Raw genomic sequence first — 19,623 nt, 5'->3', positions numbered from 1 at the left:
ATGGTGGCAGTCCCCACCGACACATCCTGAGGTCTCTCCGCTTGTCGTCTAACTGTCGGCGCGGCCTGCGGGGTCGTCCTGCGCTTGCTGGGCGGCGGCTTCAGCTCGTGTCAGTGCCCACCGCATGTGATGGGCATGCTCACGGGTCCAGTCCCGGAGAGTGGGTGACTCAGCGTTTCGCTGGGCGGCGGCTTCGGCCGACTCGGTCCAGGCGCGGAGGACTTCGAGAGGGCGCTGGTGTCCGCATTCCAGTTCGCCACCCGATTGGTCCGTGACCACGGCCTCGTAGCCGATGTTGACATGGAGACTGACGCCTTGGTCGTGGAAGACGACTTCGAAGGGCTCTTCGTCGGAGTGCACGCCCTCAGGAGTCTCGGTGGTGATCGTGAACTGCTCCTTGGGGTTCATCCAGTAATCCTCGCCCCATGGTTCGACCCAGATCCCGAGGCTCTTCTCGTTGTCGTTGTTCAACCTGATCGTCGGCATGGCCGCAGCGTAGCCGTCCCGTGTGGCCTGCGCTGCCGCCACCTGTAGAGGCTTCGCGGTTCGCAGCGGCTCGTCGTGGTTCGGTGTCTTTCTAGTGGTGGGCGGGCCGGGCGTACGCCTCGCCGGTGGCCAGGACTCCGCTTACCCACCACGGGAAGGGCACCGAACCGAGAGGGACCGCGGCGAAGTGCTGAACCCGACGCTCATCGCACGGGAGCAGGTGTCTGCGCAAGAACGCCGACGCCGTGCACGCGCATCGACCCGTCCAGCGTGAGCGGATTGACGCCCAGGGCCGAGGCGATCTCCTCGGCCATGTCGAAGGCACGCCACTTCCACTCCTCCTCGGCATCATCGTTGCGCGCGCTCTCGTCCCGGACGGGCGGCAGACCCATCCGCTCCCGCTCCGCCCGCTCCTGCACAAGCGGCTCACCCAGCGTGAGAAGGCCGTCGTCGACGCTGCCGGTCTCGCAGTAGCGCCGCACCACCACCCCGTGCTCCGCGATCAGCCAAGCCGAGCCGTCGTTCTGCGTGCCGAAGTAGTACGCCTGCGCCGCTCCGTAGCGGGAGCTGAGGTCGACGCACAGACGCAGGACCTCGTCGCTTCTGTCGCTGTTGCACGGATCGCACCACGGGCCGATCACCAGAGTCCACCCTTCGATCCCGGGACTCACGTACACCCGGGCCAGTCCGTCCGGATTGTCCTCGGCCCCTCCGTGTCCGTCCTCGTCGATGGCAGCCTCGGCCTCGGCGAACGTCACGGGTAGGGGTCGGGTGAGGCCCAGCGACGCAATGACTCCCGCTTGGTCCCCGGTCGGTACGGCGATCCAGTAGAGCCAGCATGTCGACAACGGCCTCGGCCGGTCGTCCCTCACGATTCTCACAGCCACAGCCTGCCACTCCGGGGCCCGCCCGTTCGAAGCCGGACGTCAAACGAAAAGATCACCCGGAGGGAACGGTCGGCGAACAGCCCGACGCGGGCGGGCACCCGACGGCAGGCGCCCGGACAGGAGCAGTGCGGTCGACACGAGCCCGCACTCGGCAGCCGGCCCTCGGGCCGTCAGTGTCTGCCGCAGCAGACCGGTTCAGCAGCTCCCTACTGAGCGTTCGACCTCTTCCCGCACCCTGTTCCGCGGGGAGAGGCTGATCGGCTCCGTGAGCTCCCGCGCGGGCGTGCCGACCGGGAGCAGCGCGGTCGGTGGAATCCCGTACGTGAGGATGCGGTCGGCGTCCCGGGTGTGCTGCGTGTGGGCGTCCAGCACGCCCGGGAACGCGGTGCGGGTGCCGGTTCGACGGCGCACCGCCTCAACCCATTCCCCCGCCAACGTCACGCCGACGTAGGCCAGGCCGTCCCCGTCGGGCCACGTCGGATCCATCGCCGTCCCACGGACGTCGACGCACCACGCATGGTGCACGACCTCCCTCCCGCGCAGGGCGAACCCTTCGGCGTAGGCGAGTGAACCCGCAGACGCCCGGGCGACGCGCAGGGCGTTGCGGAAGGGCTTGCCCCCGATGCTGCGCCGCGGCATGCCTGCGGGCCAGGGCGTGGGTGTGTGGAGCCGGCCCTGCGCGAGGACGACGGCTTCGGGACAAAAGCCTTCGTCGGCGCGGAGCACCAGAACGTGGATCAGCTCGTCCAGCGGGTCGGTAAGGGGCACGTGCTCAGCGTGCGCCGCTCGGGCGGGCGGTGCGACCGGTCGGGACCACCGGGGTGAGAACGGCCCGGGGGCGTGCGCGGTGGAGCGCGGCCGGGATGCGCCTCGGCCGCCGGCCTTCCTGCCGGTCGTGACCTGCGGCCTCGACCTGGCCGCCACTGACGACATGGAGAGCGACCGGGCGGAGGCCGAGGGTGTGATCACGTGATGAGCATGATCGGGATGAGGTCCGTGGTGGTCCGAACGGGCCGTTGAGTCTCTCCGAAGCGCAACGCAACTACGAGACGATCGGAGCCTGCGCGCCCCAGCGGGTCAAGTACGCTCGCGAGCCCTTCCCCGAGGAGCGAAAGTACAAGGACCCGGAGTACCGCTGGATCTAGAGGTGGGGCGATCCACCGGGGCTGTCACCCCCATGGGGATTTCTCGAACAGCTGGGCGGCGTTCGCGTGATCCTGAACTCGGCCAAGAGATTCGGGACTTGACGCGAAGGTCGTGCTGGTGGTCGTGGTGGATCAGGGCGTGCAGTGCGAGCCGTTCGGGGAATTGATGCGCTTCCGGGGGTCTTCTACGACTGCCTGACCGGGCGGCGTGACGCGCTGTTCGAGCTCGCAGACGCGGTGCTGTGCACCGACGGCCCGGTGAAGACTCTGGTCGCCCTGGCGTTGGCTCCCGAGCACCGCCGCGGCCACGGGGCCTTGTACGGCGCGCTGAATCGGGGGTGGGTGAGCGCGTACTGCGCATTCGTGCAGGCCGTGATGTCGCTCCCTTCGGTTACCCTCGCGAGGCCACGGCGTTCGCGGTGGCGCCGGTGCGGTGCCCAACGCCCTGAACCCGATGAGGAGAGCCGTGCGCGACTATCTCGCTGAGGTCTTCGCCATGCTCGGCCCTGGCGACGATCGGTTCGCCAGCCCAGAAGCGTGGGCCGACTTGGAAGCCGAGCTCCGCACCAAGCTTCCCGAGGACTACAAGGCGGTGATCGACGCCTATGCCCCCATGCAGATCAACGGACACCTCATCCTCAAGCACCCGGCCACCGAGCGCTGGAACCTCGGGAAGGAGATCCGCCAGACCTCCCGCGCCTGGGCCGAGCTGGATTGGGAGCGCGAGAACTGGCTGGAGCCGGAGGAGGACGCCCGCGCCGTACTCGGCCTGAGCAAGATGACGTTCGGTACGAAGGACGGCCTGATCCCGCTCACCAGTACCGATCGGGGAGAGTACATCTTCTTGGCCCCGCTGCCTGACGGCACGGGAGTACGGATCTGCGCGGTCGAGCACGACGGCTCCTGGTACGAGTACCGGATGAGCTTCGCCGAGTGGCTCTACCGCTACCTGATCGGTGAGGACATGGTCGGCCCGAACAGCTCCACCTTCTACCCCGGACCGGTGCTCCTGGAACCGCTTCCCATGTCACCCGACGACCGCCCCACGCCGACCCACGGCCCCCACCGCCGCATGTGACAGACGCGAGCACGTCGACTGGCAGCGGATGTCGGCACGTCAACTTGGAAGCTGCGTGCCCCGCTCTACGCTGGCCGGGCGACCGGTGATCTGGTGCGGTCGTGCCCGGCGTGCGGTGATCGACTGAGCACGGCGGCACGGGCGGGGGCGGTGTTCTGTTCGGCGCGGTGCCGGGCGGCGCATTGGCGTTCGGCGCGCCGTGCGGGTGTCAAGGTGACCCCGATCCGGGCGGGTCGGCGAGCGGTGTGCCCGGAGTGCGGGGTCTCGTGGACGGTGGGGCTGGAGCGGTCGGCGGGGCACAGTTCTGCTCGGGGCGCTGCCGGACCCGGGCGCGGAGGCGTCGGGCGGGGCGCGCGAGGGCAGCTGCGCGCAACCGGAGTGACTCCGCCTGGGTCGCCGATGCGGCCTGTGCACCCCGTACACCTGTACCCGGCGGGCGAATTGGCGCTGATCCTGGCGACAGGATGGGGTCGGTCGTCGGCGGACGTGTCGACGCCCCGGGCCTGGTTGGGGCGGGTGGTCTGGACGTCGGAGCGGGTCGGGGCGGCTTCGCAGGAGCGGTACGACGAGCTGGTGGCGGAGGGCCGCGCTCCGGTCGGATAGGTGCCGGTGTCGAGGGGCCGCAGCGACGCGTAGTCCGGTGCGCGCGGCCGTCGGATGGTGCGCGCCGGTCCCTCGGCCACGTCGACCTGCGGGGGCGGGCTTCTGCGCTCGAGCTCAAGCGGACCACAGACCTGCCCGGGGCGCTGGTCCGCGGTCCGGTAGAAGTCTGCGGGTGCCGGCCGGTCGCTGCACGGGAGCGCACAGGCGTACGGGCTGCCGAGGGTGGCGCCGCGTTGTGGGCCCGGGACGGGCCACGACGCGCGGCGCCCAGACGGCGGTGCATCGCCCCGACGTACTGACCGGGTGGTGAAAGCGGGCCTCCTGCGGGACCGCCGCACGGCCCGTGTGGTGATCCGTCTTCCTCGCGGGCCTTCGTCCAGTGCCGGCGCGACTTGGCCCTGGTGGTCGGGCTGCGGTCCGGCGGGGCTGTCCGGTGGGTCACAGGAGGTCGGCCGAGGGGTGGCGGTGCAGGGCGTACCAGAGGATGGGCGGGGCGTCGGGGCGGGTGGCGGGTGCGGGGTGGGCGGTGGCGGCGGCGGCGAGGCCGCGCAGCAGGGCGGGGTCGGGTTGGGGGATCTCCCCGTGGTCCTCGTCGTCGGCGGTGACGGGGAGTTGGTGGACGACGGCGGCGATGCGCGGTGGCAGGCGGACGTCGAGGCCTTCGTGGCAGCGGGCGATGATGTCGTCGCGCACGTGGGCGGGCAGGAGGCTGGCGCCCAGGACGGCGCCGGCGTCGGCGGTGGCGGGTCGGGGGTTCGCGGCCAGGGACTCGGCCTGCTCGCGCCACCAGTCGGCGTCCCGGATCTCACCGCGGCTGCGGTGCAGCAGGTTCAGGCAGCTGGCGGCGGTGTAACTGCCGGCACCGGCGGCGAACTCCCACCAGAACCGGGCGGCCTCCCGGCGCCCGGTCACCTGCAGCAGAGCACCGAGAACGAGCGCCCCCTCGGGATGGATGCGCCGGCTGTTCGCGAGCTGGCGCAGCGAGGGAGCCGCGGCCGGCTGCGCAAGGACGAGGGTGACCGCGAGGTCGAGCTCGTGGGCGGCCTGCACGTGCTCGGCACCCAGCGGCGGCGCCACCGCGAACAGCCGCCGCCAGGCACGACGGGACGCGCGCTCCTGGTCGGGCGGAGGCGGCAGGTCCGCCGGGGAGCGCCGGGCCCGGCCGGCCCGGTCCCCGTCCCGTTTGCCCGGTACCAGGCGGTCGCGTCCCATACTCACTCCTTGTTGTCGCGGTCGGTCCCGGCCATCAGGCGGTTGAGCCTGCGCAGTGCCTGGTGGGCGGTGGACCTCACGTTCGTCTCCGAGATGCCCAGGTGCTCGGCGATCAGCGCGTCCTTCAGCCCAAGGAGGTACCGCAGGACCACGACGTCGTACTGGCGCTCGGCCAGGCGCAGCACCGCCTGGTAGAGGTGTTCGTGGTCGCCGAGGGTTTCGAGGCCGATGCGGGCCTGGTCGGCGAAGTAGCGGATGGCCTCGGCGCGGTCGGCCGGCGGGCTGCCGGGCGGGCGGCCGGTCTCGGCGATCACCTCGGCGACGGCGTCGGCCACCGCGCTCTTGATCAGCATCCAGGCGTAGGAGGCGGGGTGCTCCTCGCGCAGGGCGACGGCCCACTGCCGCCAGAGATGGTCCTTCATCCGCTGGACGGCCCGCAGGGCGAGCACGTCGTCGTGGAGTCGGGCGCGGGCCAGCCCGAACCAGGCATTGCCGTGCGTGTCGCAGAACGCGGTGAACGCCAGGTGCAGTGCGGCCCGCGAGCGGGCCGCCGCCGTCTCGTGCTCGGTCACGTTCGAATCCTCCCCAGTGGCCGGTCCTGCCGGCCGCCCGGTCCGACCTGTGTGCCGGGCCGGGTTCTCCCCCGGGGCCGGCCGGTCGGCTTCCTGTGGGAGCGGTTGCTCCCCACTCGCACATCGAAGCGCACGGGCATCCAATACGTGAAGCCGATCACATAACGACATTGCACGTTATATGGCATGACGAGCAGTTTCCTGATTGCACGTCAATTGTGTTCGCTTATGATCGTGTTCTACCGCTTCGGCGGCCGCGGCCGTCCGGTCGGCACCGGGCGGGGGCGGCGGGCCTTGATTGCCGCCGCCGGGGTGTGGGCATAGTGGGGGAAGGCCGCGCCAGGGGCCCGCCAGTCCCCCGCCACGGTGGCGAGGGCTGCGCACAGCCCTGCCCGCGCGCCGTCGGGGTACCGCGACTGGGGGAGCAGATGAGCGAGCAGGCCACAGCACGCGGCGACGACGAACCGGCGGCCGAGGTGGTCCTCGACATCCACCGGCCACACTCCGCGCGCATGTACGACTTCTTCCTCGGCGGAACGACCAACTTCGAGCCGGACCGGGTGGCCGCCGCCCAGACCCTCGCCGTCTTCCCCCACGCCCCGCTCGCCGCCCGCGCCAACCGGGCCTTCATGCACCGCAGCGCCAGGATGCTCGCCGAGAGCGGCATCACCCAGTTCCTCGACATCGGCACCGGCATCCCGACCTCACCCAACCTCCACGAGATCGTCCAGGCCGTCGACCCGGCCTGCCGGGTGGTCTACGCCGACAACGACCCGATCGTCCTCATCCACGCCCAGGCCCTGCTGCGCAGCTCCGCGGAGGGGCGCACCGCCTACATCCAGGCGGACGTGCGCGATCCGGAACACGTGCTCGACGCGGTGGAGAAGACGGGCGTCCTGGACCTGGACCGGCCGGTGGCGCTGAGCATGAACGCGCTGCTGCACTTCGTCCCGGACGACGACGGCGCGCACGAGATCGCCCAGGCCTTCAAGGACCGGCTCCGGGCACCCGGCAGCGCCCTGGCCATCTCGCACTTCACACCGGACCACGCGCCCCAGGACGCCGCGCGCGCCGCCCGCGTCTACCGCGAGGCCGGCACCCTCGTCCAGGCCCGCACCCGCGAGGAATTCGCACGCTTCTTCACCGGCTGGGACCTGCTGGAGCCCGGGATAGTGCCCACCCCGCGCTGGCGCCCCGACGCCGAGTCCGCCCTCAGCCCGGTCAGCGACGCACACGCGTCCTGCTACGGCGCCGTCGCCGTACGCCCCTGACTCCTCTCTGCGACCAGCCTGACACGCTGCGCCGCGTGATGTGAAGCCGCCGACCTCCCAGATGTGACGGTTCCGGGGCGGACAGCATCCCGTGGTAGCGGCGGGGCCCGAGGGAGCCGGGCTGCTCCGACTCGGTGCGCGCTCTCGTCGCACTGCTGGTCACCCTGAACGAGCAGGTCGACATCCTGCACGGTCAGGTCGAGGACTGCTTCGGCCGGCACTCGAACGCCGAGATCATCCGCTCCCGGCCCGGACTGGGACCGATGCCCAGCGCCCGGGGCCTCGCAGAATCCGGCGACGACCCCCACCGCTACGCCAGCGCCAAGGCCCGCAACAACTACGCCGGCACCAGCCCGATCACCCGCGCCTGCGGCAGAAAGAAGGCCGTGACCGCCCGGCACCTCCGCAACGACCGGCTCATCGACGCCCTGATCGCCCAGGCACTCCGTACTACGAACCTCACCGGGCGCCAGGGCCTGCTACGAGCGGCAACGAGCCCGCGGCATCGAATTCAACGCCGCCCTGCGCCAACTCGCCAACCGGCTCGTCGGCATCCTGCACGGCTGCCTCAAAACCGGCACACCGTACGACGGGGCAACCGCCTGATCCCACCGAGCCCAAGCACTCGCCGCTTGACGCATCCAGCTCACGGGCGGGGTCGTTCCTCCTGTCGCCCACGAGTCGAGGCAGCCTCCCTCACAGTGGTGTACCCGGATCCCCGCTCCCTGGTCCAGGGCATCTCCCTCGAGCCGGTGGGCCGGTACCAGGTAATGCCCCACTCCGCACCCCAGTCCTTGCCGGTCCAGTCGTAGGCGGGCGTCCAGAGTGGTCGGACCGGTTGAGGTCCCCACTCCTCCGGGTCCGGGCGCACCAGCAACTCGTCCTCATGGGCGTAGCCGCCGGTGAGTACGGTCGCCACGAACTCGGCGAAGCCGCCGTCGAAACGGTCGAGCTCACCGTCGTCGACGCCGTCGAAGTCGCAGAAGACGGCCACCGGCCACTGCTCCGGGTCCGGGCCGGTGGTCAGCCAGCAGCAGTAGTTGTGGTTGCTGTTCATGCCCCAGGGCAGCAGCCCGCCCGGGTCCGGGAACACCGGGGTGTGCTCCTGGTCCCAGAACTCGTCCTCCCCCTCGACCTGCAGCCGGAACTCGGTGTCGGTCTCGAAGCGCCACCCCGCCAGGCCGCCCGCAGAACCGGCGACGCGGGAGCGCCTCGTCGGTGATCGCACGCCCCACTCGCCGTTCAGGTTCACCGCACCGTACAGGTCGACGAACGCCCGGTAGTCCGACGGCAGCTGGACCCCGAGCTCGGCCGGTGCCAGCTCCCACGGCACCCGCGCCGGGGTGTAGACCGGCTCACCCATGATCGCCCGGAGCCGGTCCCACGCCTCGGTCATCGCCCAGCCCCTCTCCGGCCGTCAGTCTGTCAGAGGCTGCACTCTAGGCCACGGCTCCGACAGGCTGCTGACCCGACCGGAAGACCACTGGCCGACAAGCCCCACGGGGCACTGCCGACCCTCGTTCAGCGTCGGCCATCCCGCTCACGAAGGCAGTCACACGCTGATGATCGGGCCCAGGCCGGCCGCACGGCGGTCGCCCAAGCTGTTACGCAGGTCGCCTCACCGGGAGGAGACGGCCGACGAACGGCCGGCCCGGTCGAGCGGCTCGACGGCGGGCGGCCGGACGGGACCGGCGCTCTCGACCCGGGCCCGCGCTCGGCGGTGGACCTCGGGCGGCGGCCTCCTTCGTCGTAAGCCGAGGCGGGTCACCTCTACGCCCTCGACCTCGTCTCGCACCTCGCTGTGCGGCATCCGGGTCGAGCGGTGTCCTCCGCGGTTACGTCGCAGGGTGGCCGATCAGGCCGAGGAGGGGTCGCAGGGGGCCGGGTACGGCCGGTGCGACTCGGGTGATGTCGTGGCCCGTCCACCGGACAGTGGTGCCGGGCGCGAAGGTGCGGCCGCCGTCGGGGTCGGCGGTGACGAGCGGGCGCAGTCGCAGGTAGCCGGGCCGGGCCCGGACGATGTCGGGTTCGACGCACCATCCGAGCGGCCGGAGCCAGGCGTCGAGGGCGGTGGTGTCGTCGTTCGGGTCGGCCGGCAGAACGAAGCTGGCCCCAGCGCTACCGGACTGACATTCGCTCATAGGTGGAGCGTATCGGTGCGGCTGGCCGGTGCCGGCCGCACCGTCCGGTCCGTCCCGGACATCGTCCGCTCGAGTGTGTCGTCCCCGTCTAAGCAGGCGCATCCTTCCGTTGCGGGTCAACCCGCGCCCTCGCGCCGGCTGCCCTCCGGTCTGCCGGCGCGCGGACTGTCGGCGGGCGGGCGAGCGGGCTGCACAAGGGTGACCTCGATGGCGATCGCGCCCAGGGCTTCCCGTTCCGGCGGGTAGATCTCCCTGAGCAGTGCCAGTTGCCGAGCCGCGTCGAGGTCGGGATGGATGCGATCTTGGTTCTCGGCAGCGAGCAGGGCGGGGAAGTCGGTGTAGACGCTGGCCCGGACGACCTGCACGAGTGTTTTCCCTGCCGTCCCGTCGGCGGGAGTGAACTCGATCAGGTCACCGGCCTGTAGAGCACGGCGCTTGGCGTCGGCGACCCGGATCTCGAGCGTCTTGGTCCCGGAGGCCATCAGCGGGACCAGGTGGGAGAGCAGCGACATCCGGTGTGTGGTGGGCACGGGCCTTCCCCTGGTCCTGTACTGGTGCGTTGCGCTGTGGGCCGGTCGCGGCGAGGCCGGAGCGGTGCGCGCATGCGCGGTGATCTGTTCAGAGCAGGCCGAGGTGGTCCAGCCCGCGGTAGGCCAGCTCGACGTCGGTCATCAGCCCGTCGCGGACGACCTGCCGGAACTCCTCGAGGGTGAGCAGGGCGACGTCGACGAACTCCATCTCGTCGAGGTCCTGGTCGGCGACGCGCACGCAGTTGCGGGCGACGAACGCCCAGCGCTTGGCGGTGGAGCCGGCGTCGTCCCAGCAGGATCCCGCGAGCTCGAGGTCGCCCTTGTAGCCGGTCTCCTCCAGGAGCTCACGCCCGGCGGCGGTGGCGGGGTCCTCACCCGGTTCGATGAACCCGCCGGGCAGCTCGGGGAGAACCGCGTCCGGGCCGGGCCGGTACTGGCGGGCGATGATCACCTTGTTGTCGGGTGTCAGTGCGAGCACCGCGGCGGCCGACGGTTCGTTGCGCAGGAGCTTGTCCCTGCTGGTGCCGTCAGGCAGCCGGTAGGTGACTTTGTCGAGGGTCCTGCCCATCACCTGGAACACGGTGCTGCGGCCGGTCTCGGTCCAGCGGTCGGTCATCGTGCCTACTCTCTGGGGGCTGGGGCTATGCGGCGCGGTGGAGGGCCGGCCGGCCCTCCTTCAGGAAGGCGCGTACGCGGGGGTCCTTCTCCCACGGGCCGAGGCCCCGGGCGAACCGGCGCAGGTAGTCCCGGGCGCGGGACGACTCGACGCCTCCGAGGATCCCCAGTGCCCGCCGGCCGACCGCCAGCCCCTGGTCGAGGTCCCGGCCCTGCAGGTGCGCGCTCGCGGTGACCGCGAGCCGGATCCCGGTGGCCCGCGTGTACCGGCCGGAGGGCATCGCGTCCGCCTCCGCGCTCCAGGCGAGTGCGGAGCGCGGGTGCGCCAGGTCCAGATGGATCTCGGTCGCGTCGGAAGCGACGCCTGGCGCGGGTGTAGTAGTCCAGCCACTGCGGATCGCGGCCGTCGTCGCGCACGGCTGCCAGCAGCTCCTCGGCCCTGCTCAGGGCGCGGGCCGCGGCCGGGCCGTTGCCGGCCTTCGCGTGGGCCCTGGCCTCGGCCAGCTTGGCGAACGACAGCACGCGCGGCGACGCGATGTCCTTGGCCCGGTTGTGGGCCGCCCCCTCGGCCATGTCCACCGCCTCGGTGGCGGCGCCCTTGATCAGGGCGGCCAGTGCCATCGTGGTGAGCACGTAGCAGCCGATCTCCACGTCCCCTCCGGCCTTCGCCATCCGCAGGGCCTGGACGAACTGGCGCTGCGCCACGTCGTGGCGGCCCATGTCGAAGGCGGACCAGCCGACGAGGCGGGCGAGCTCGGCGGTCACGGCGAACAGCTGGCGGCCGACGTCCTCGGTGTAGGAGCCGTGCAACAGGGGGGATGCGCGCCGGTCGAGGCAGTCGTTGACGGAGGACAGCTTCCAGTTCCCGCCGCCGTACTTGGCGTCCCAGCGGCGCGCGTCCTCTGCCGTCTCGCGGAGCTCGTCGATGTCGCCCTGGCCGACCCTGCGGCCGCCGTGCTCGGACCGGTGCCGGTCGGCCGGCTCACTGAGCCATCGGATGCTGGGGGTGGTGAACGCGGAGACGGCGAAGCCGGCGGATCCGGTCACCAGGGTGCGGCGGTTCAAGGTGCTCCAGTACTCGGTGGCGGCGCGAACCGCGTCGCCGGTGTCCCGGGCGAAGGTGAGCCCGGTATCAGCATGCGCCGCTCCGGGGGCTGTCATTCCGATGTCGGCGAGACTCACGCGGCGCCCGAGCCGCTCGGTGAACAGCCGGGCGAGCAGCGCGGGAGCGGGGGCCTCGGGGACCATCCCGCGTGCGATCCAGTTGGAAAGGCTGGTGTTCGTGTAGCTGCGGGGGTGTCCTGCCTGCTCGCAGAGCCGGTTGAGGCTGTGTGCCAGCGAGTTCTTGGACGCCCCGGACTCCTCGAAGACCCGGGCCAGGGCATCGTTGGGCGGCCTGCGCCGTCGGCCGGACTGCGTCACCCGCACACCTCCTTCGAGTGATCACCTTCAGTGATGAGATGTTGACGCGGTGTCCGATCCTAGGGCACCGGCCTGTCCCCCGGAACGCCGATGCGTGATGTGTGAGCCCCCCTTGTGAGCATCCCGCCCCCGGCCGGGATCCGGTTCCCTACTCGTAGCGCAAGCCGGCCCTGCCGACCGGCAGGACCACGGACCGGAGGTCGCTCCAGACCGACGTCCAAGGCCCGTTGACGTGCTGCGCACTGCGGATCGGAAGGGATGGGCATGCCGGGGTCGACCCGATGCCCGGGCCCGCGGGCACGCCCTGTGCCCGCTGATGTCCTGGGCCTGGGCAGTGAAAGGCACGGAGACGGTGCGCCCGGTGCGGGCGCGATCGCCTCTCGGCGATTGCGTGGCGGCGGCTCCGCCCGGGGTCCGTGGTCGCACCCCGGCCACGGGCGGTTGCGCGTGTGGGCAAGCGCTCCGTTCCTCGGGCCCGGGCGCACCGGCCCGGCCGGGTTCCGTACGGAGGCCGGGGGCGCGTTCGTGTTCCAGCGGAGCTCACACGGCTGCCAGCCGCGACAGCAGCGCGGGGACACCATGGACCCGCGCGTACGGCTTGAAGGCCGGAGCGAGTTCCTTGGCCTGCGCGACGCAGCGCTGCGCGCCGATCCGGGTCGCCGTCTCCACCGCGGCGGTCGTGATGTGCAGCGCCTGCTCGACGTCGCGGGTGCCCAGCAGTCCGCGGGCCTGGGAGAGCTGGAACACGGCCCTCGTCTTGGCCCGGGCCTCGGGGAGAAGACCGATGCCTTCGTCGATGCGGCCCAGGGCTTCGGAGGCGCGGCCGAGGTCGAGCAGGCACTGCCCGGAGTCGACAGCAAGGTCGGCCGGCCCCATCCAGGCGCACCATGCGGGGGCGGGGTCGGGTGCATCCGTGAGCAGGGCCGCCTCGGCGGCCGAAAGGTCGCGGTGGCAGGCGTTGCCGTCGCCGAGGGCGGCGTGGGCGCGGGCGCGCCGGAGGTGCAGCAGCGAGCGGGCCGTGGGGTGGGCGGCGCGCGAGAGCGCCTGGGTGAGCGGGGCGACGGCGCTGTCCGGGTTCTTCAGCCAGATGGCCTGGTACGCGAAGTCCGAGAGGACTCCGGCGCCCAGATCGCGGTCGTCGCCGGCGTGCGCGCCGACCAGGGCCGCGTTCCACAGTCGTCCGGCCAGGTGGTGCTCGCCCTGGTCGAAGCGGTACCACCCGCAGGTGACGGCCAGGGTCGCGGCGAGGCGGTGCAGGCGGCGGCCGGTGGCGGCACTGTAGTTCCCGCCGTCGATCAGGTCGGTGACGGTGGCCAGCTGGGCGTCCATCAGGCGGGCGGTGTGCTGGCGCTGCTCGGTCGGCAGCGCGTTGAGCGTGCAGCTGGTGTCCTCGAGCCAGTCCAGGAGCTGCGCGTCCACGCGCTTGCCGTCGAGGGCGGTGCCGAGGCGTTCGGGCTCCAGGGTCGCCCACTGGGCGGCGAGCCCGGCGAGAGCGAACGCTCCGAAGGCGACGAAGGTACGGCGACGGGGGTCCATGGCGGCTCTCTGGGCGTCTCGAAGTGCGGTGACGGTGCGGCCCGTCCCGACGGGGACCGGTTCCTCGCGGCCCGGCAGCCAGTCGGGCCAGTCGAACAGCCCGACGTCGCCGTGGGGTACACCGAAGGCGTCGGCGATCAACAGCTGCGTGTCGGCGAGCGGGACCTTGTGCCCGTGCTCCCAGCGGCTGACCGCGCTGTTGTCAACGCCGGTGCGCAGGCCGTGCGGGTGCCCGGCCGCCGCCAGACGCAACCGGGCCACCAGATCGCTCTGGGACCAGCCGCGTTGCGCCCTCGCGTAGGCGAGGGGATGCGCGATCTGCTGTGCCATGGAACCAACTCCATCACCGCCGGTGCCCGGAAGCCTATCCCCGAGCCGGGCGGGACAACACCGGGACAACCGACAACCCCTTTCCCGAGCAGCCGAGTTGGACTGGAATCGTCCTCCCTCGGTCGAATGGCGCACCAGGTCGGAAGACAGCAGCAACACCCCGGTCGTGCACGGCCCGCACCGCCGCTACGGCAACACCCCCTTGTCCCGTCCCACCACGTCCGGCACCCGCGGGTGCCTGCGGAACATCGCGAAGGGGAGCCGGCGCATGGAGCACCGGCCGATCGGCCTCACCTCCCTGGTGAAGCCGCCGGCGCGGCCCGCCGCGCACCCGCAGCCCGGCCGCGGCGGTCCCGTGACGTGCCCTGGCGTTCTGCCGCAGCCCGGGCGGTGTTCGCCCGAGAACGACCCGACGAGTTTCGAGAGGAGACCCCCATGCAGACGTCGCACCGCATCCCTCCCTGGCAGGTGGCGGAGGCCCAGCTTCTGCGCGGCACGCCGCAGGGCGCCCGCGCCGTGAGGCTGACCGTCCGGCGCCCGGGGACGACACTTCAGGAGGCGTACGCCGTGCAGGAGTACGCGGCCGCGTTGCGGATCGGAGCGGGCGACCGCGTCCTGGGCTACAAGGTCGGCCTGACGTCGGCGGCGATGCAGGAGCAGTTCGGCATCGACGAGCCCGACTCCGGGATCCTGTTGGAGTCCGCGGGCCTGCCCTCGGGCGGGGTCGTGCGCTGCCCCGACCTGGCGGAGCCCCGGATCGAGGCCGAGTTCGCGTTCCGCCTGGGAGCCGACCTGTTCGGCGACCGTATCGGGGTGGACGAGGCCCGCGCGGCGGTCGACGGGGCGTGCCTGGCGCTGGAGGTCATCGACAGCCGCTACGAGCTGGAGGGCATCACGCTGGTGGACAGCGTCGCCGACAACGCGGCGAGCGCGGCCTTCGTGCTCGGCGAGTTCTCGGCGGTGCCCGGCTGGGACCTGCGCGACGAGGAACTGTCGGTCCAGGTCGACGCTACCGGCGTCGCCACAGGCGCGGGCCGCGAGGTACTGGGCGACCCGCTCCGCTCCGTTGTGTGGCTGGCGCGGCGCCTGGCCGGCCGGGGCAGCGGGCTGAAGGCCGGCGACGTCGTCCTGGCGGGTGCCGTCCACGCCAGCGTCCCCCTGCGCCCGGGCCTCACCGTCCGGGCCTGCTCGCCTTCCCTCGCGCCGGTCGGCGTCCATGCCGTCTGACCGCACCAGCATCGCGACTCCCACGACCGCAGGAGGCCCCGTGCTCGCCGCCCCGCTTCGCGCGGCCGTGATCGGTCCCGGACTGCTCGGCCTCGACCTGGCCGAACGGCTCACCCGCTCGTCCGCCCTGAGCTGCGTGCTCGTCGCGGGCCGCCACAGCAGCGCCGGCCTGCGGCGCGCCGAGCGCCTTGGCTGCGCCGTCTCCACCGCCGGGATCGACGCGGTCGCGGGCAGCGGCGTCGACGTCGTCTTCGACGCCTCCAGCGCCGCCGCGCACCCGCGGCGCCGTGCCGAGCTGGCCGCCGCCGGCGTCCTGCTCGTCGACGTGACACCGGCCGGGGAGGGCACCATCACTGCTCCCACTGTCAACGGCGACGCCGCCGAGACCCGGCGCCATCTGAGCCTGGCCAGCTGCGGCGCCCAGACTGTGGCCCCGGTCCTGGCGGCCGCGGCCCGGCACTGCGTGCCCCGCTACGCGGAGATCGTCACCACCGCCGCGTCCGCGAGCGTCGGCCCGGCCAGCCGGAGCAACCTCGACGAGTACATCGCCACCACCGGCGCGGCCGTGCGCCGGTTCACCGGCGTGCCCGGGGTGAAGGTCCTCACCAGCCTGAGCCCCGCCCTGCCGGCCCCCGTCTTCCGCGCCCAGGCCACCCTCCTGGCCGACGGCGCCGACCGGCAGGCCGTGCGCGAGGCCGTCGAGGCGGCGGCCGCGGCCGTGCGCGGCGCCTTCGCCCCCGGCTACCGGCTGGCCGGCTGCACGGTCACCGGCGAGCGGATCACCCTCACCGTCGACGTCGCCGCCACCGCCCAGGGCCTGCCCGGGTACGCCGGGAACGTCGAGATCATCAACGCGGCCGCGGTGGCGCTGGCCGAACGCCACGCCGCCGCCCGGATCCTGCGAGGCACCCCATGACCGAACCCGCACCCGTGATCCTGCACGACGCGACGCTGCGCGACGGCCAGCACTCCGTCGGCCACCGCCTGAACGCCGCCCAACTGCGCGCCTACGCCGAAGCCGCGAACGCGGCCCGCGTCCCCCTGGTCGAGGTCGGCCACGGCAACGGCCTGGGCGGCTCGTCCCTGCAGATCGGCCGGGCCCTGCTGGAGGACCGCGCCATGATCGAAGCGGTCCGCGGCGTCCTCACCCACAGCCGCCTGGGCGTGTTCGTCGCCCCCGGCTGGGGCACCGGCCACGACATCAAGGAAGCCGTCGCCGCTGGCGCGGACGTGGTGCGCGTTGCCGCGCACTGCACTCTGGGCGACGTGACCGAGCGCCACCTCGCACTGGTGCGCGAGGCGGGTGCCCAGGCGCAGGCCGTACTGCTGATGAGCCACATGGCGGAGCCCGGCCGCCTCGCCGAGGAGTGCGCCCGCATGGTCTCCTACGGCGCGCAGGCCGTCGGCATCATGGACTCCGCCGGCCACTACACGATGCGCGACGTCACCGAGCGGATCGGGCGGATCGCCGACGCGGTCGACGTGCCGGTGATCTTCCACGGCCACAACAACCTCTCCCTGGCGGTGGCCAACTCCCTGGCCGCTGTCCGGGCCGGGGCGAGCGTCATCGACGCATGCGCCCGCGGGTTCGGCGCCGGAGCGGGCAACACCCAGCTCGAAGCGCTCGTCCCGGTCCTGGAACGCGAAGGCCATGCCACCGGCGTCGACCTGCCCGCGATGCTGCGCGCCGCCGACACCGCCGAGGACCGCCTCCTGGAGAGCGGCCCGCCCACGACGGACTCCGTCAGCATCGTGTCCGGCCTGTCGGGGGTGTTCTCCGGCTTCCGGCTCCCGGTGCTGCGCGCCGCCGCCGAATCGGGCGTCGACCCGCTGGACGTGTTCGCCGAGCTCGGCCGCCGCGGCGCCGTCGCCGGCCAGGAGGACCTCATCGACGCCGTCGTGCGCGACCTGGCGAAGGAGGCCGCGTGATGGCCCCCGTCGAACCTCCAAGCGAGGTGGCGGCCGTCGTGTGCGCGTTGGGCACCGCCCGGCCCGAACACATGGTCGCCAACGAGGACATCGCCCCGCGCCTGGGCGTCACCCCGGACTGGATCGCCCGGCGCACCGGCATCCACCGCCGCGCCCGCGCGGCAACCGGCACCTCCACCGCCGACCTCGCCACCGAGGCCGCCGAACTCGCCCTCGCCCAACGGCCCGATCCGGACATGGAGGTGGACGCGCTGATCGTGGCGACCATCACGCCCGACCGGCGCTGCCCGGCCACTGCCCCCGAGGTCGCCGCCCGCCTCGGACTGGCGGGCATCCCCGCCTTCGACATAGCCGCCGCGTGCACCGGCCTGCTGTACGCGCTGCAGATCGCCTCCGCGCTGATCCGCTCAGCCACCCACCGCGGCGTGCTGGTGATCGCGGCGGACCGTATCCCGAGCCTCGTCGACCCCGACGACCGGACAACCGCCCCACTGTTCGGCGACGGCGCGGCCGCCCTGCTACTGCGCGCAGGCCAGCCACACGAACACGGCGCCCTCGGCCCTGTCGTCCTCGGCGCCGACGGCCGCCACGCCGACACGGTGAGCGTCGAACACGGCGGCTTCATGGCCATGCACGGGCCGCAGATGTTCCAGCACGCCGTCACCCACCTCGCCGCGGGAGCCGAACGGGCCCTCGCGGCGGCCGGATGGAGCCTCGCCGGCGTCGACCGCTTCGTCCCGCACCAGGCGAACACCCGTATCACCGACGCCGTGGCCCGCCGCCTGGGCCTGGACGAGCACCGGATCCTCGACCTGATCGCCGACACGGGCAACACCAGTGCCGCCTCGATCCCACTCGCCCTATCCGCCGCGCTGGCCGAAGGCCGGGTCCGCCCCGGCCAGCGCCTGCTGCTGTCGGCCGCCGGAGCCGGACTGACCTGGGGAGCGGCCACCCTGCTGTGCCCCGACCACGCCCCGCCCGCCACCGCCCGCCCCGCCGCCCACCCGACGCTGGAGAAGACCCGATGAAGGAGAACCTGTCCGCCCTGCTGCGCGAACTCGGCGTCGAGACCGCCCACGCCCGCCCCGAGGACCGCCTGGAGGCCATCGGCGTCGACTCGCTGACCATCGCCGAGCTGAGCCTGGTGCTGCGCGAGCGCACCGGCGCCGACATCGGCGAGGACGCCCTGGCCGCCGCCACCACCATCGGGCAACTGGAGCGCCTGGTGGGCCCGCACCTCGACATGGCCGCGGCATGAACGCCGCCGTCTGGCTCATCACCCCCGGCTGCCGGCCCGGACGGTTCGCCGCCGTGCGCTCCGCCGGCGCGGACATCGCCGTCCTCGACCTGGAGGACTCCGTCCCCGCGGAACTCAAGGACACCGCCCGCGCCGCCGTCCTCGACCACCTCGCCAACAGCGCCACGGCCTCCGCGGGCGTCCCGCTGGGGCTTCGGATGAACGCGATCACCACCCGCGACGGGCTGCGGGACCTGCTCGCCCTCGCGGACGCCCCCCGCCTGCCCGACGCGCTGCTCGTCCCCAAGATCGAGGACCCCCGCGACACCGACCTCGTCACCCGTCACCTCCGGCCCGGCGTGCGGGTGTGGGCACTGATCGAAACGCCCCGAGCTGTCCAGCGGCTCCCCGAGATCCTCGCCCCCGGCATCCTGGCGGGCGTCGTGTTCGGGGCCGCCGACTACGCTGCGGCGACCGGCTGCGCCCGCACCCCGTGGGCCCTGCACCACCCGCGCACCGCCGTGGCCGCGGCCTGCGCCGCCGCCGGGGTGCCCGCCCTCGACTCCCCGTACTTCGATCTCGCCGACACCGTCGGCCTGCGGCGCGAGAGCCGCGAGGCCCGCGACCTCGGCTTCAGTGGCAAGGGCGCCGTCCACCCCGGCCAGATCGCCCCGATCCGGGAGGCGTTCGCCCCCGACGACGCCGAACTCGCTCGCGCTCGCGCCCTGCTGGCGGCCGCCGCCCGCACCGACGCGGCCGTCACCGCCACCGGCGGGCACATGACCGGCCCGCCCCTGCTGGCCGCCGCCCGCGCCACCCTCGCCCGCGCCACCCACCCCGCCGATGGAGATCTTCAATGACCGAGACCGTCCACCCGCCCGTTCCGGCCGGGTACCGCCGCATCGACGCGGTTCGGGTACGCGAGACAGTCGGCCGCGGCCTGGAAGAGTTCACCGTCGGCGAGATCATCGAACACCGGCCCGGCCGCACCGTCACCACCACGGACCACGCCCTCACCCTCGCCCTCACCGGCAACGTCGCCCCAGTCCACTCCGACCAGCAGTTCTGCGAGGCCACCGGCCGCACCGAGCCGCTGGTGTGCGGCCAGGTCACCCTCGGCATCGTGCTCGGTGCCAGCGTCCGCTCCACCAGCAGTCTCACCACGGCCAGCCTCTGCCTGGACGGCCTTCGCCTGACCCACCCCGTCCACGTCGGCGACACCCTGTACGCCGAGACCGAGACCCTCAGCGCCCGCCGCTCCGCCAGCAACCCGGACAACGGCGTCATCACCTGCCGCACCACCGGCTACAACCAGCACGGTGAACAGGTCATCACCTTCACCCGGACCTTCCTCGTCCCCGCCGACGCCGACACTGTCCGCGACACCACCGGGTACTGAGGA

General features: G+C 72.7%; 21 protein-coding genes and 3 pseudogenes. 13 read left to right on the top strand and 11 right to left on the bottom strand.

Features of this window, described 5'->3' with window-relative positions:
* Positions 1–48 precede the first annotated feature (48 nt).
* The 3 genes from BLU95_RS43535 to BLU95_RS40845 all read right to left on the bottom strand — a co-directional run bounded on the left by BLU95_RS43535 (position 49) and on the right by BLU95_RS40845 (position 2,141).
* The gene (locus tag BLU95_RS43535; protein WP_197698688.1) at positions 49–486 is read right to left on the bottom strand and encodes a hypothetical protein; all 438 of its coding nucleotides are present in this window, start codon (positions 484–486) and stop codon (positions 49–51) included.
* A gap of 203 nt (positions 487–689) precedes the next feature.
* Positions 690–1,244: a hypothetical protein gene (locus BLU95_RS40850; protein WP_231978151.1), complete on the bottom strand. Its 555-nt coding sequence runs from the start codon at positions 1,242–1,244 to the stop codon at positions 690–692.
* A gap of 324 nt (positions 1,245–1,568) precedes the next feature.
* Positions 1,569–2,141, bottom strand: coding sequence for a hypothetical protein (locus BLU95_RS40845; RefSeq protein ID WP_093864492.1), 573 nt, complete (start codon positions 2,139–2,141; stop codon positions 1,569–1,571).
* A 221-nt stretch (positions 2,142–2,362) separates the two neighbouring features.
* On the opposite strand from BLU95_RS40845, the pseudogene BLU95_RS40840 reads away from it, so the two are divergent.
* The 3 genes and pseudogenes from BLU95_RS40840 to BLU95_RS40830 all read left to right on the top strand — a co-directional run.
* Positions 2,363–2,518: pseudogene (locus tag BLU95_RS40840) on the top strand (CPCC family cysteine-rich protein); the annotation flags it as partial.
* Positions 2,519–2,684: 166 nt separating this feature from the next.
* Positions 2,685–2,860 (top strand): annotated as a pseudogene (locus BLU95_RS45410) (transposase); the annotation flags it as partial.
* Between the two features lie 112 nt (positions 2,861–2,972).
* On the top strand, positions 2,973–3,596 hold the full coding sequence (locus BLU95_RS40830) for an SMI1/KNR4 family protein (protein WP_173862321.1): 624 nt from the start codon (positions 2,973–2,975) through the stop codon (positions 3,594–3,596).
* 1,041 nt (positions 3,597–4,637) lie between these two features.
* On the opposite strand, the gene BLU95_RS40820 is transcribed toward BLU95_RS40830, so the two are convergent.
* A complete protein-coding gene (locus BLU95_RS40820; protein ID WP_197698686.1) occupies positions 4,638–5,411 on the bottom strand; it encodes a hypothetical protein in 774 nt (257 codons plus the stop codon).
* A 2-nt stretch (positions 5,412–5,413) separates the two neighbouring features.
* A complete protein-coding gene (locus BLU95_RS40815; RefSeq protein ID WP_093864489.1) occupies positions 5,414–5,983 on the bottom strand; it encodes an RNA polymerase sigma factor in 570 nt (189 codons plus the stop codon).
* A gap of 186 nt (positions 5,984–6,169) precedes the next feature.
* Here BLU95_RS40815 and BLU95_RS42830 point away from each other — a divergent pair, with 186 nt between their 5' ends.
* The 3 genes and pseudogenes from BLU95_RS42830 to BLU95_RS45730 form a co-directional block, all read left to right on the top strand.
* Positions 6,170–6,307, top strand: coding sequence for a hypothetical protein (locus tag BLU95_RS42830; protein WP_159425271.1), 138 nt, complete (start codon positions 6,170–6,172; stop codon positions 6,305–6,307).
* Between the two features lie 104 nt (positions 6,308–6,411).
* Positions 6,412–7,254, top strand: a complete 843-nt coding sequence (locus BLU95_RS40810) for an SAM-dependent methyltransferase (protein WP_093864488.1) — start codon at positions 6,412–6,414, stop codon at positions 7,252–7,254.
* A 263-nt stretch (positions 7,255–7,517) separates the two neighbouring features.
* A pseudogene (locus tag BLU95_RS45730) lies at positions 7,518–7,646 on the top strand (IS110 family transposase); the annotation flags it as partial.
* Positions 7,647–7,900: 254 nt separating this feature from the next.
* Here the strand turns inward: BLU95_RS45730 and BLU95_RS40800 are convergent.
* From BLU95_RS40800 to BLU95_RS40775, 6 genes are all read right to left on the bottom strand, one after another.
* A complete protein-coding gene (locus tag BLU95_RS40800) occupies positions 7,901–8,650 on the bottom strand; it encodes an SMI1/KNR4 family protein (protein WP_093864487.1) in 750 nt (249 codons plus the stop codon).
* A 439-nt stretch (positions 8,651–9,089) separates the two neighbouring features.
* Entirely contained in the window at positions 9,090–9,395 is a 306-nt protein-coding gene (locus BLU95_RS40795; protein WP_093864486.1) for a hypothetical protein, read from the bottom strand.
* A 116-nt stretch (positions 9,396–9,511) separates the two neighbouring features.
* Positions 9,512–9,925 carry an ASCH domain-containing protein gene (locus tag BLU95_RS40790; RefSeq protein ID WP_159425270.1) on the bottom strand — a complete coding sequence of 138 codons (414 nt, stop codon included), beginning with the start codon at positions 9,923–9,925 and terminating at the stop codon, positions 9,512–9,514.
* An 88-nt stretch (positions 9,926–10,013) separates the two neighbouring features.
* A complete protein-coding gene (locus BLU95_RS40785; RefSeq protein WP_093864484.1) occupies positions 10,014–10,541 on the bottom strand; it encodes an NUDIX hydrolase in 528 nt (175 codons plus the stop codon).
* A gap of 5 nt (positions 10,542–10,546) precedes the next feature.
* Complete coding sequence (locus BLU95_RS40780) at positions 10,547–11,962, bottom strand: NsdA family TPR-like regulatory protein (RefSeq protein WP_231978149.1); 1,416 nt, start codon at positions 11,960–11,962, stop codon at positions 10,547–10,549.
* A 540-nt stretch (positions 11,963–12,502) separates the two neighbouring features.
* Entirely contained in the window at positions 12,503–13,828 is a 1,326-nt protein-coding gene (locus BLU95_RS40775; protein WP_093864483.1) for a helix-turn-helix domain-containing protein, read from the bottom strand.
* Between the two features lie 435 nt (positions 13,829–14,263).
* Between BLU95_RS40775 and BLU95_RS40770 the strand changes: the two genes are divergently transcribed.
* The 7 genes from BLU95_RS40770 to BLU95_RS40740 are packed head-to-tail and all read left to right on the top strand — an operon-like array spanning position 14,264 to position 19,620.
* Positions 14,264–15,055, top strand: coding sequence for a 2-keto-4-pentenoate hydratase (locus BLU95_RS40770; protein WP_093864482.1), 792 nt, complete (start codon positions 14,264–14,266; stop codon positions 15,053–15,055).
* 40 nt (positions 15,056–15,095) lie between these two features.
* Positions 15,096–15,971, top strand: a complete 876-nt coding sequence (locus BLU95_RS40765; RefSeq protein WP_231978148.1) for an acetaldehyde dehydrogenase — start codon at positions 15,096–15,098, stop codon at positions 15,969–15,971.
* Positions 15,968–16,984, top strand: coding sequence for a 4-hydroxy-2-oxovalerate aldolase (gene dmpG / locus BLU95_RS40760; protein WP_093864480.1), 1,017 nt, complete (start codon positions 15,968–15,970; stop codon positions 16,982–16,984). Before BLU95_RS40765 ends, dmpG begins: the two co-directional genes overlap by 4 nt.
* 38 nt (positions 16,985–17,022) lie before the next feature.
* Entirely contained in the window at positions 17,023–18,012 is a 990-nt protein-coding gene (locus BLU95_RS40755; protein ID WP_231978147.1) for a beta-ketoacyl-ACP synthase 3, read from the top strand.
* Positions 18,009–18,242 (top strand): acyl carrier protein, encoded by a 234-nt coding sequence (locus BLU95_RS40750; protein WP_093864478.1) that lies wholly within the window; start codon positions 18,009–18,011, stop codon positions 18,240–18,242. The genes BLU95_RS40755 and BLU95_RS40750 overlap by 4 nt, the downstream gene beginning before the upstream one ends.
* Positions 18,239–19,081 carry an HpcH/HpaI aldolase/citrate lyase family protein gene (locus BLU95_RS40745; RefSeq protein ID WP_093864477.1) on the top strand — a complete coding sequence of 281 codons (843 nt, stop codon included), beginning with the start codon at positions 18,239–18,241 and terminating at the stop codon, positions 19,079–19,081. Before BLU95_RS40750 ends, BLU95_RS40745 begins: the two co-directional genes overlap by 4 nt.
* Positions 19,078–19,620, top strand: coding sequence for a MaoC family dehydratase (locus BLU95_RS40740; RefSeq protein WP_093864476.1), 543 nt, complete (start codon positions 19,078–19,080; stop codon positions 19,618–19,620). Before BLU95_RS40745 ends, BLU95_RS40740 begins: the two co-directional genes overlap by 4 nt.
* The last annotated feature ends 3 nt before the right edge of the window (positions 19,621–19,623 follow it).

This window comes from Streptomyces sp. TLI_053 (assembly GCF_900105395.1).
GTDB lineage: Bacteria > Actinomycetota > Actinomycetes > Streptomycetales > Streptomycetaceae > Kitasatospora.
The sequence above is the reverse complement of the archived record's forward strand: the minus strand, read 5'-3'. Positions and strand labels throughout refer to the sequence as shown.

Excerpts from the sequence above, each read along its gene's own strand:
- dmpG (WP_093864480.1), top strand. The coding sequence starts at position 15,968 with ATGACCGAACCCGCACCCGTGATCCTGCACGACGCGACGCTGCGCGAC.
- BLU95_RS40830 (WP_173862321.1), top strand. The coding sequence starts at position 2,973 with ATGAGGAGAGCCGTGCGCGACTATCTCGCTGAGGTCTTCGCCATGCTC.
- BLU95_RS40785 (WP_093864484.1), bottom strand. The coding sequence starts at position 10,541 with ATGACCGACCGCTGGACCGAGACCGGCCGCAGCACCGTGTTCCAGGTG.
- BLU95_RS40740 (WP_093864476.1), top strand. The coding sequence starts at position 19,078 with ATGACCGAGACCGTCCACCCGCCCGTTCCGGCCGGGTACCGCCGCATC.
- BLU95_RS40750 (WP_093864478.1), top strand. The coding sequence starts at position 18,009 with ATGAAGGAGAACCTGTCCGCCCTGCTGCGCGAACTCGGCGTCGAGACC.
- BLU95_RS40770 (WP_093864482.1), top strand. The coding sequence starts at position 14,264 with ATGCAGACGTCGCACCGCATCCCTCCCTGGCAGGTGGCGGAGGCCCAG.
- BLU95_RS40745 (WP_093864477.1), top strand. The coding sequence starts at position 18,239 with ATGAACGCCGCCGTCTGGCTCATCACCCCCGGCTGCCGGCCCGGACGG.
- BLU95_RS42830 (WP_159425271.1), top strand. The coding sequence starts at position 6,170 with ATGACGAGCAGTTTCCTGATTGCACGTCAATTGTGTTCGCTTATGATC.
- BLU95_RS40775 (WP_093864483.1), bottom strand. The coding sequence starts at position 13,828 with ATGGCACAGCAGATCGCGCATCCCCTCGCCTACGCGAGGGCGCAACGC.
- BLU95_RS40800 (WP_093864487.1), bottom strand. The coding sequence starts at position 8,650 with ATGACCGAGGCGTGGGACCGGCTCCGGGCGATCATGGGTGAGCCGGTC.
- BLU95_RS40820 (WP_197698686.1), bottom strand. The coding sequence starts at position 5,411 with ATGGGACGCGACCGCCTGGTACCGGGCAAACGGGACGGGGACCGGGCC.
- BLU95_RS40795 (WP_093864486.1), bottom strand. The coding sequence starts at position 9,395 with ATGAGCGAATGTCAGTCCGGTAGCGCTGGGGCCAGCTTCGTTCTGCCG.
- BLU95_RS40810 (WP_093864488.1), top strand. The coding sequence starts at position 6,412 with ATGAGCGAGCAGGCCACAGCACGCGGCGACGACGAACCGGCGGCCGAG.
- BLU95_RS43535 (WP_197698688.1), bottom strand. The coding sequence starts at position 486 with ATGCCGACGATCAGGTTGAACAACGACAACGAGAAGAGCCTCGGGATC.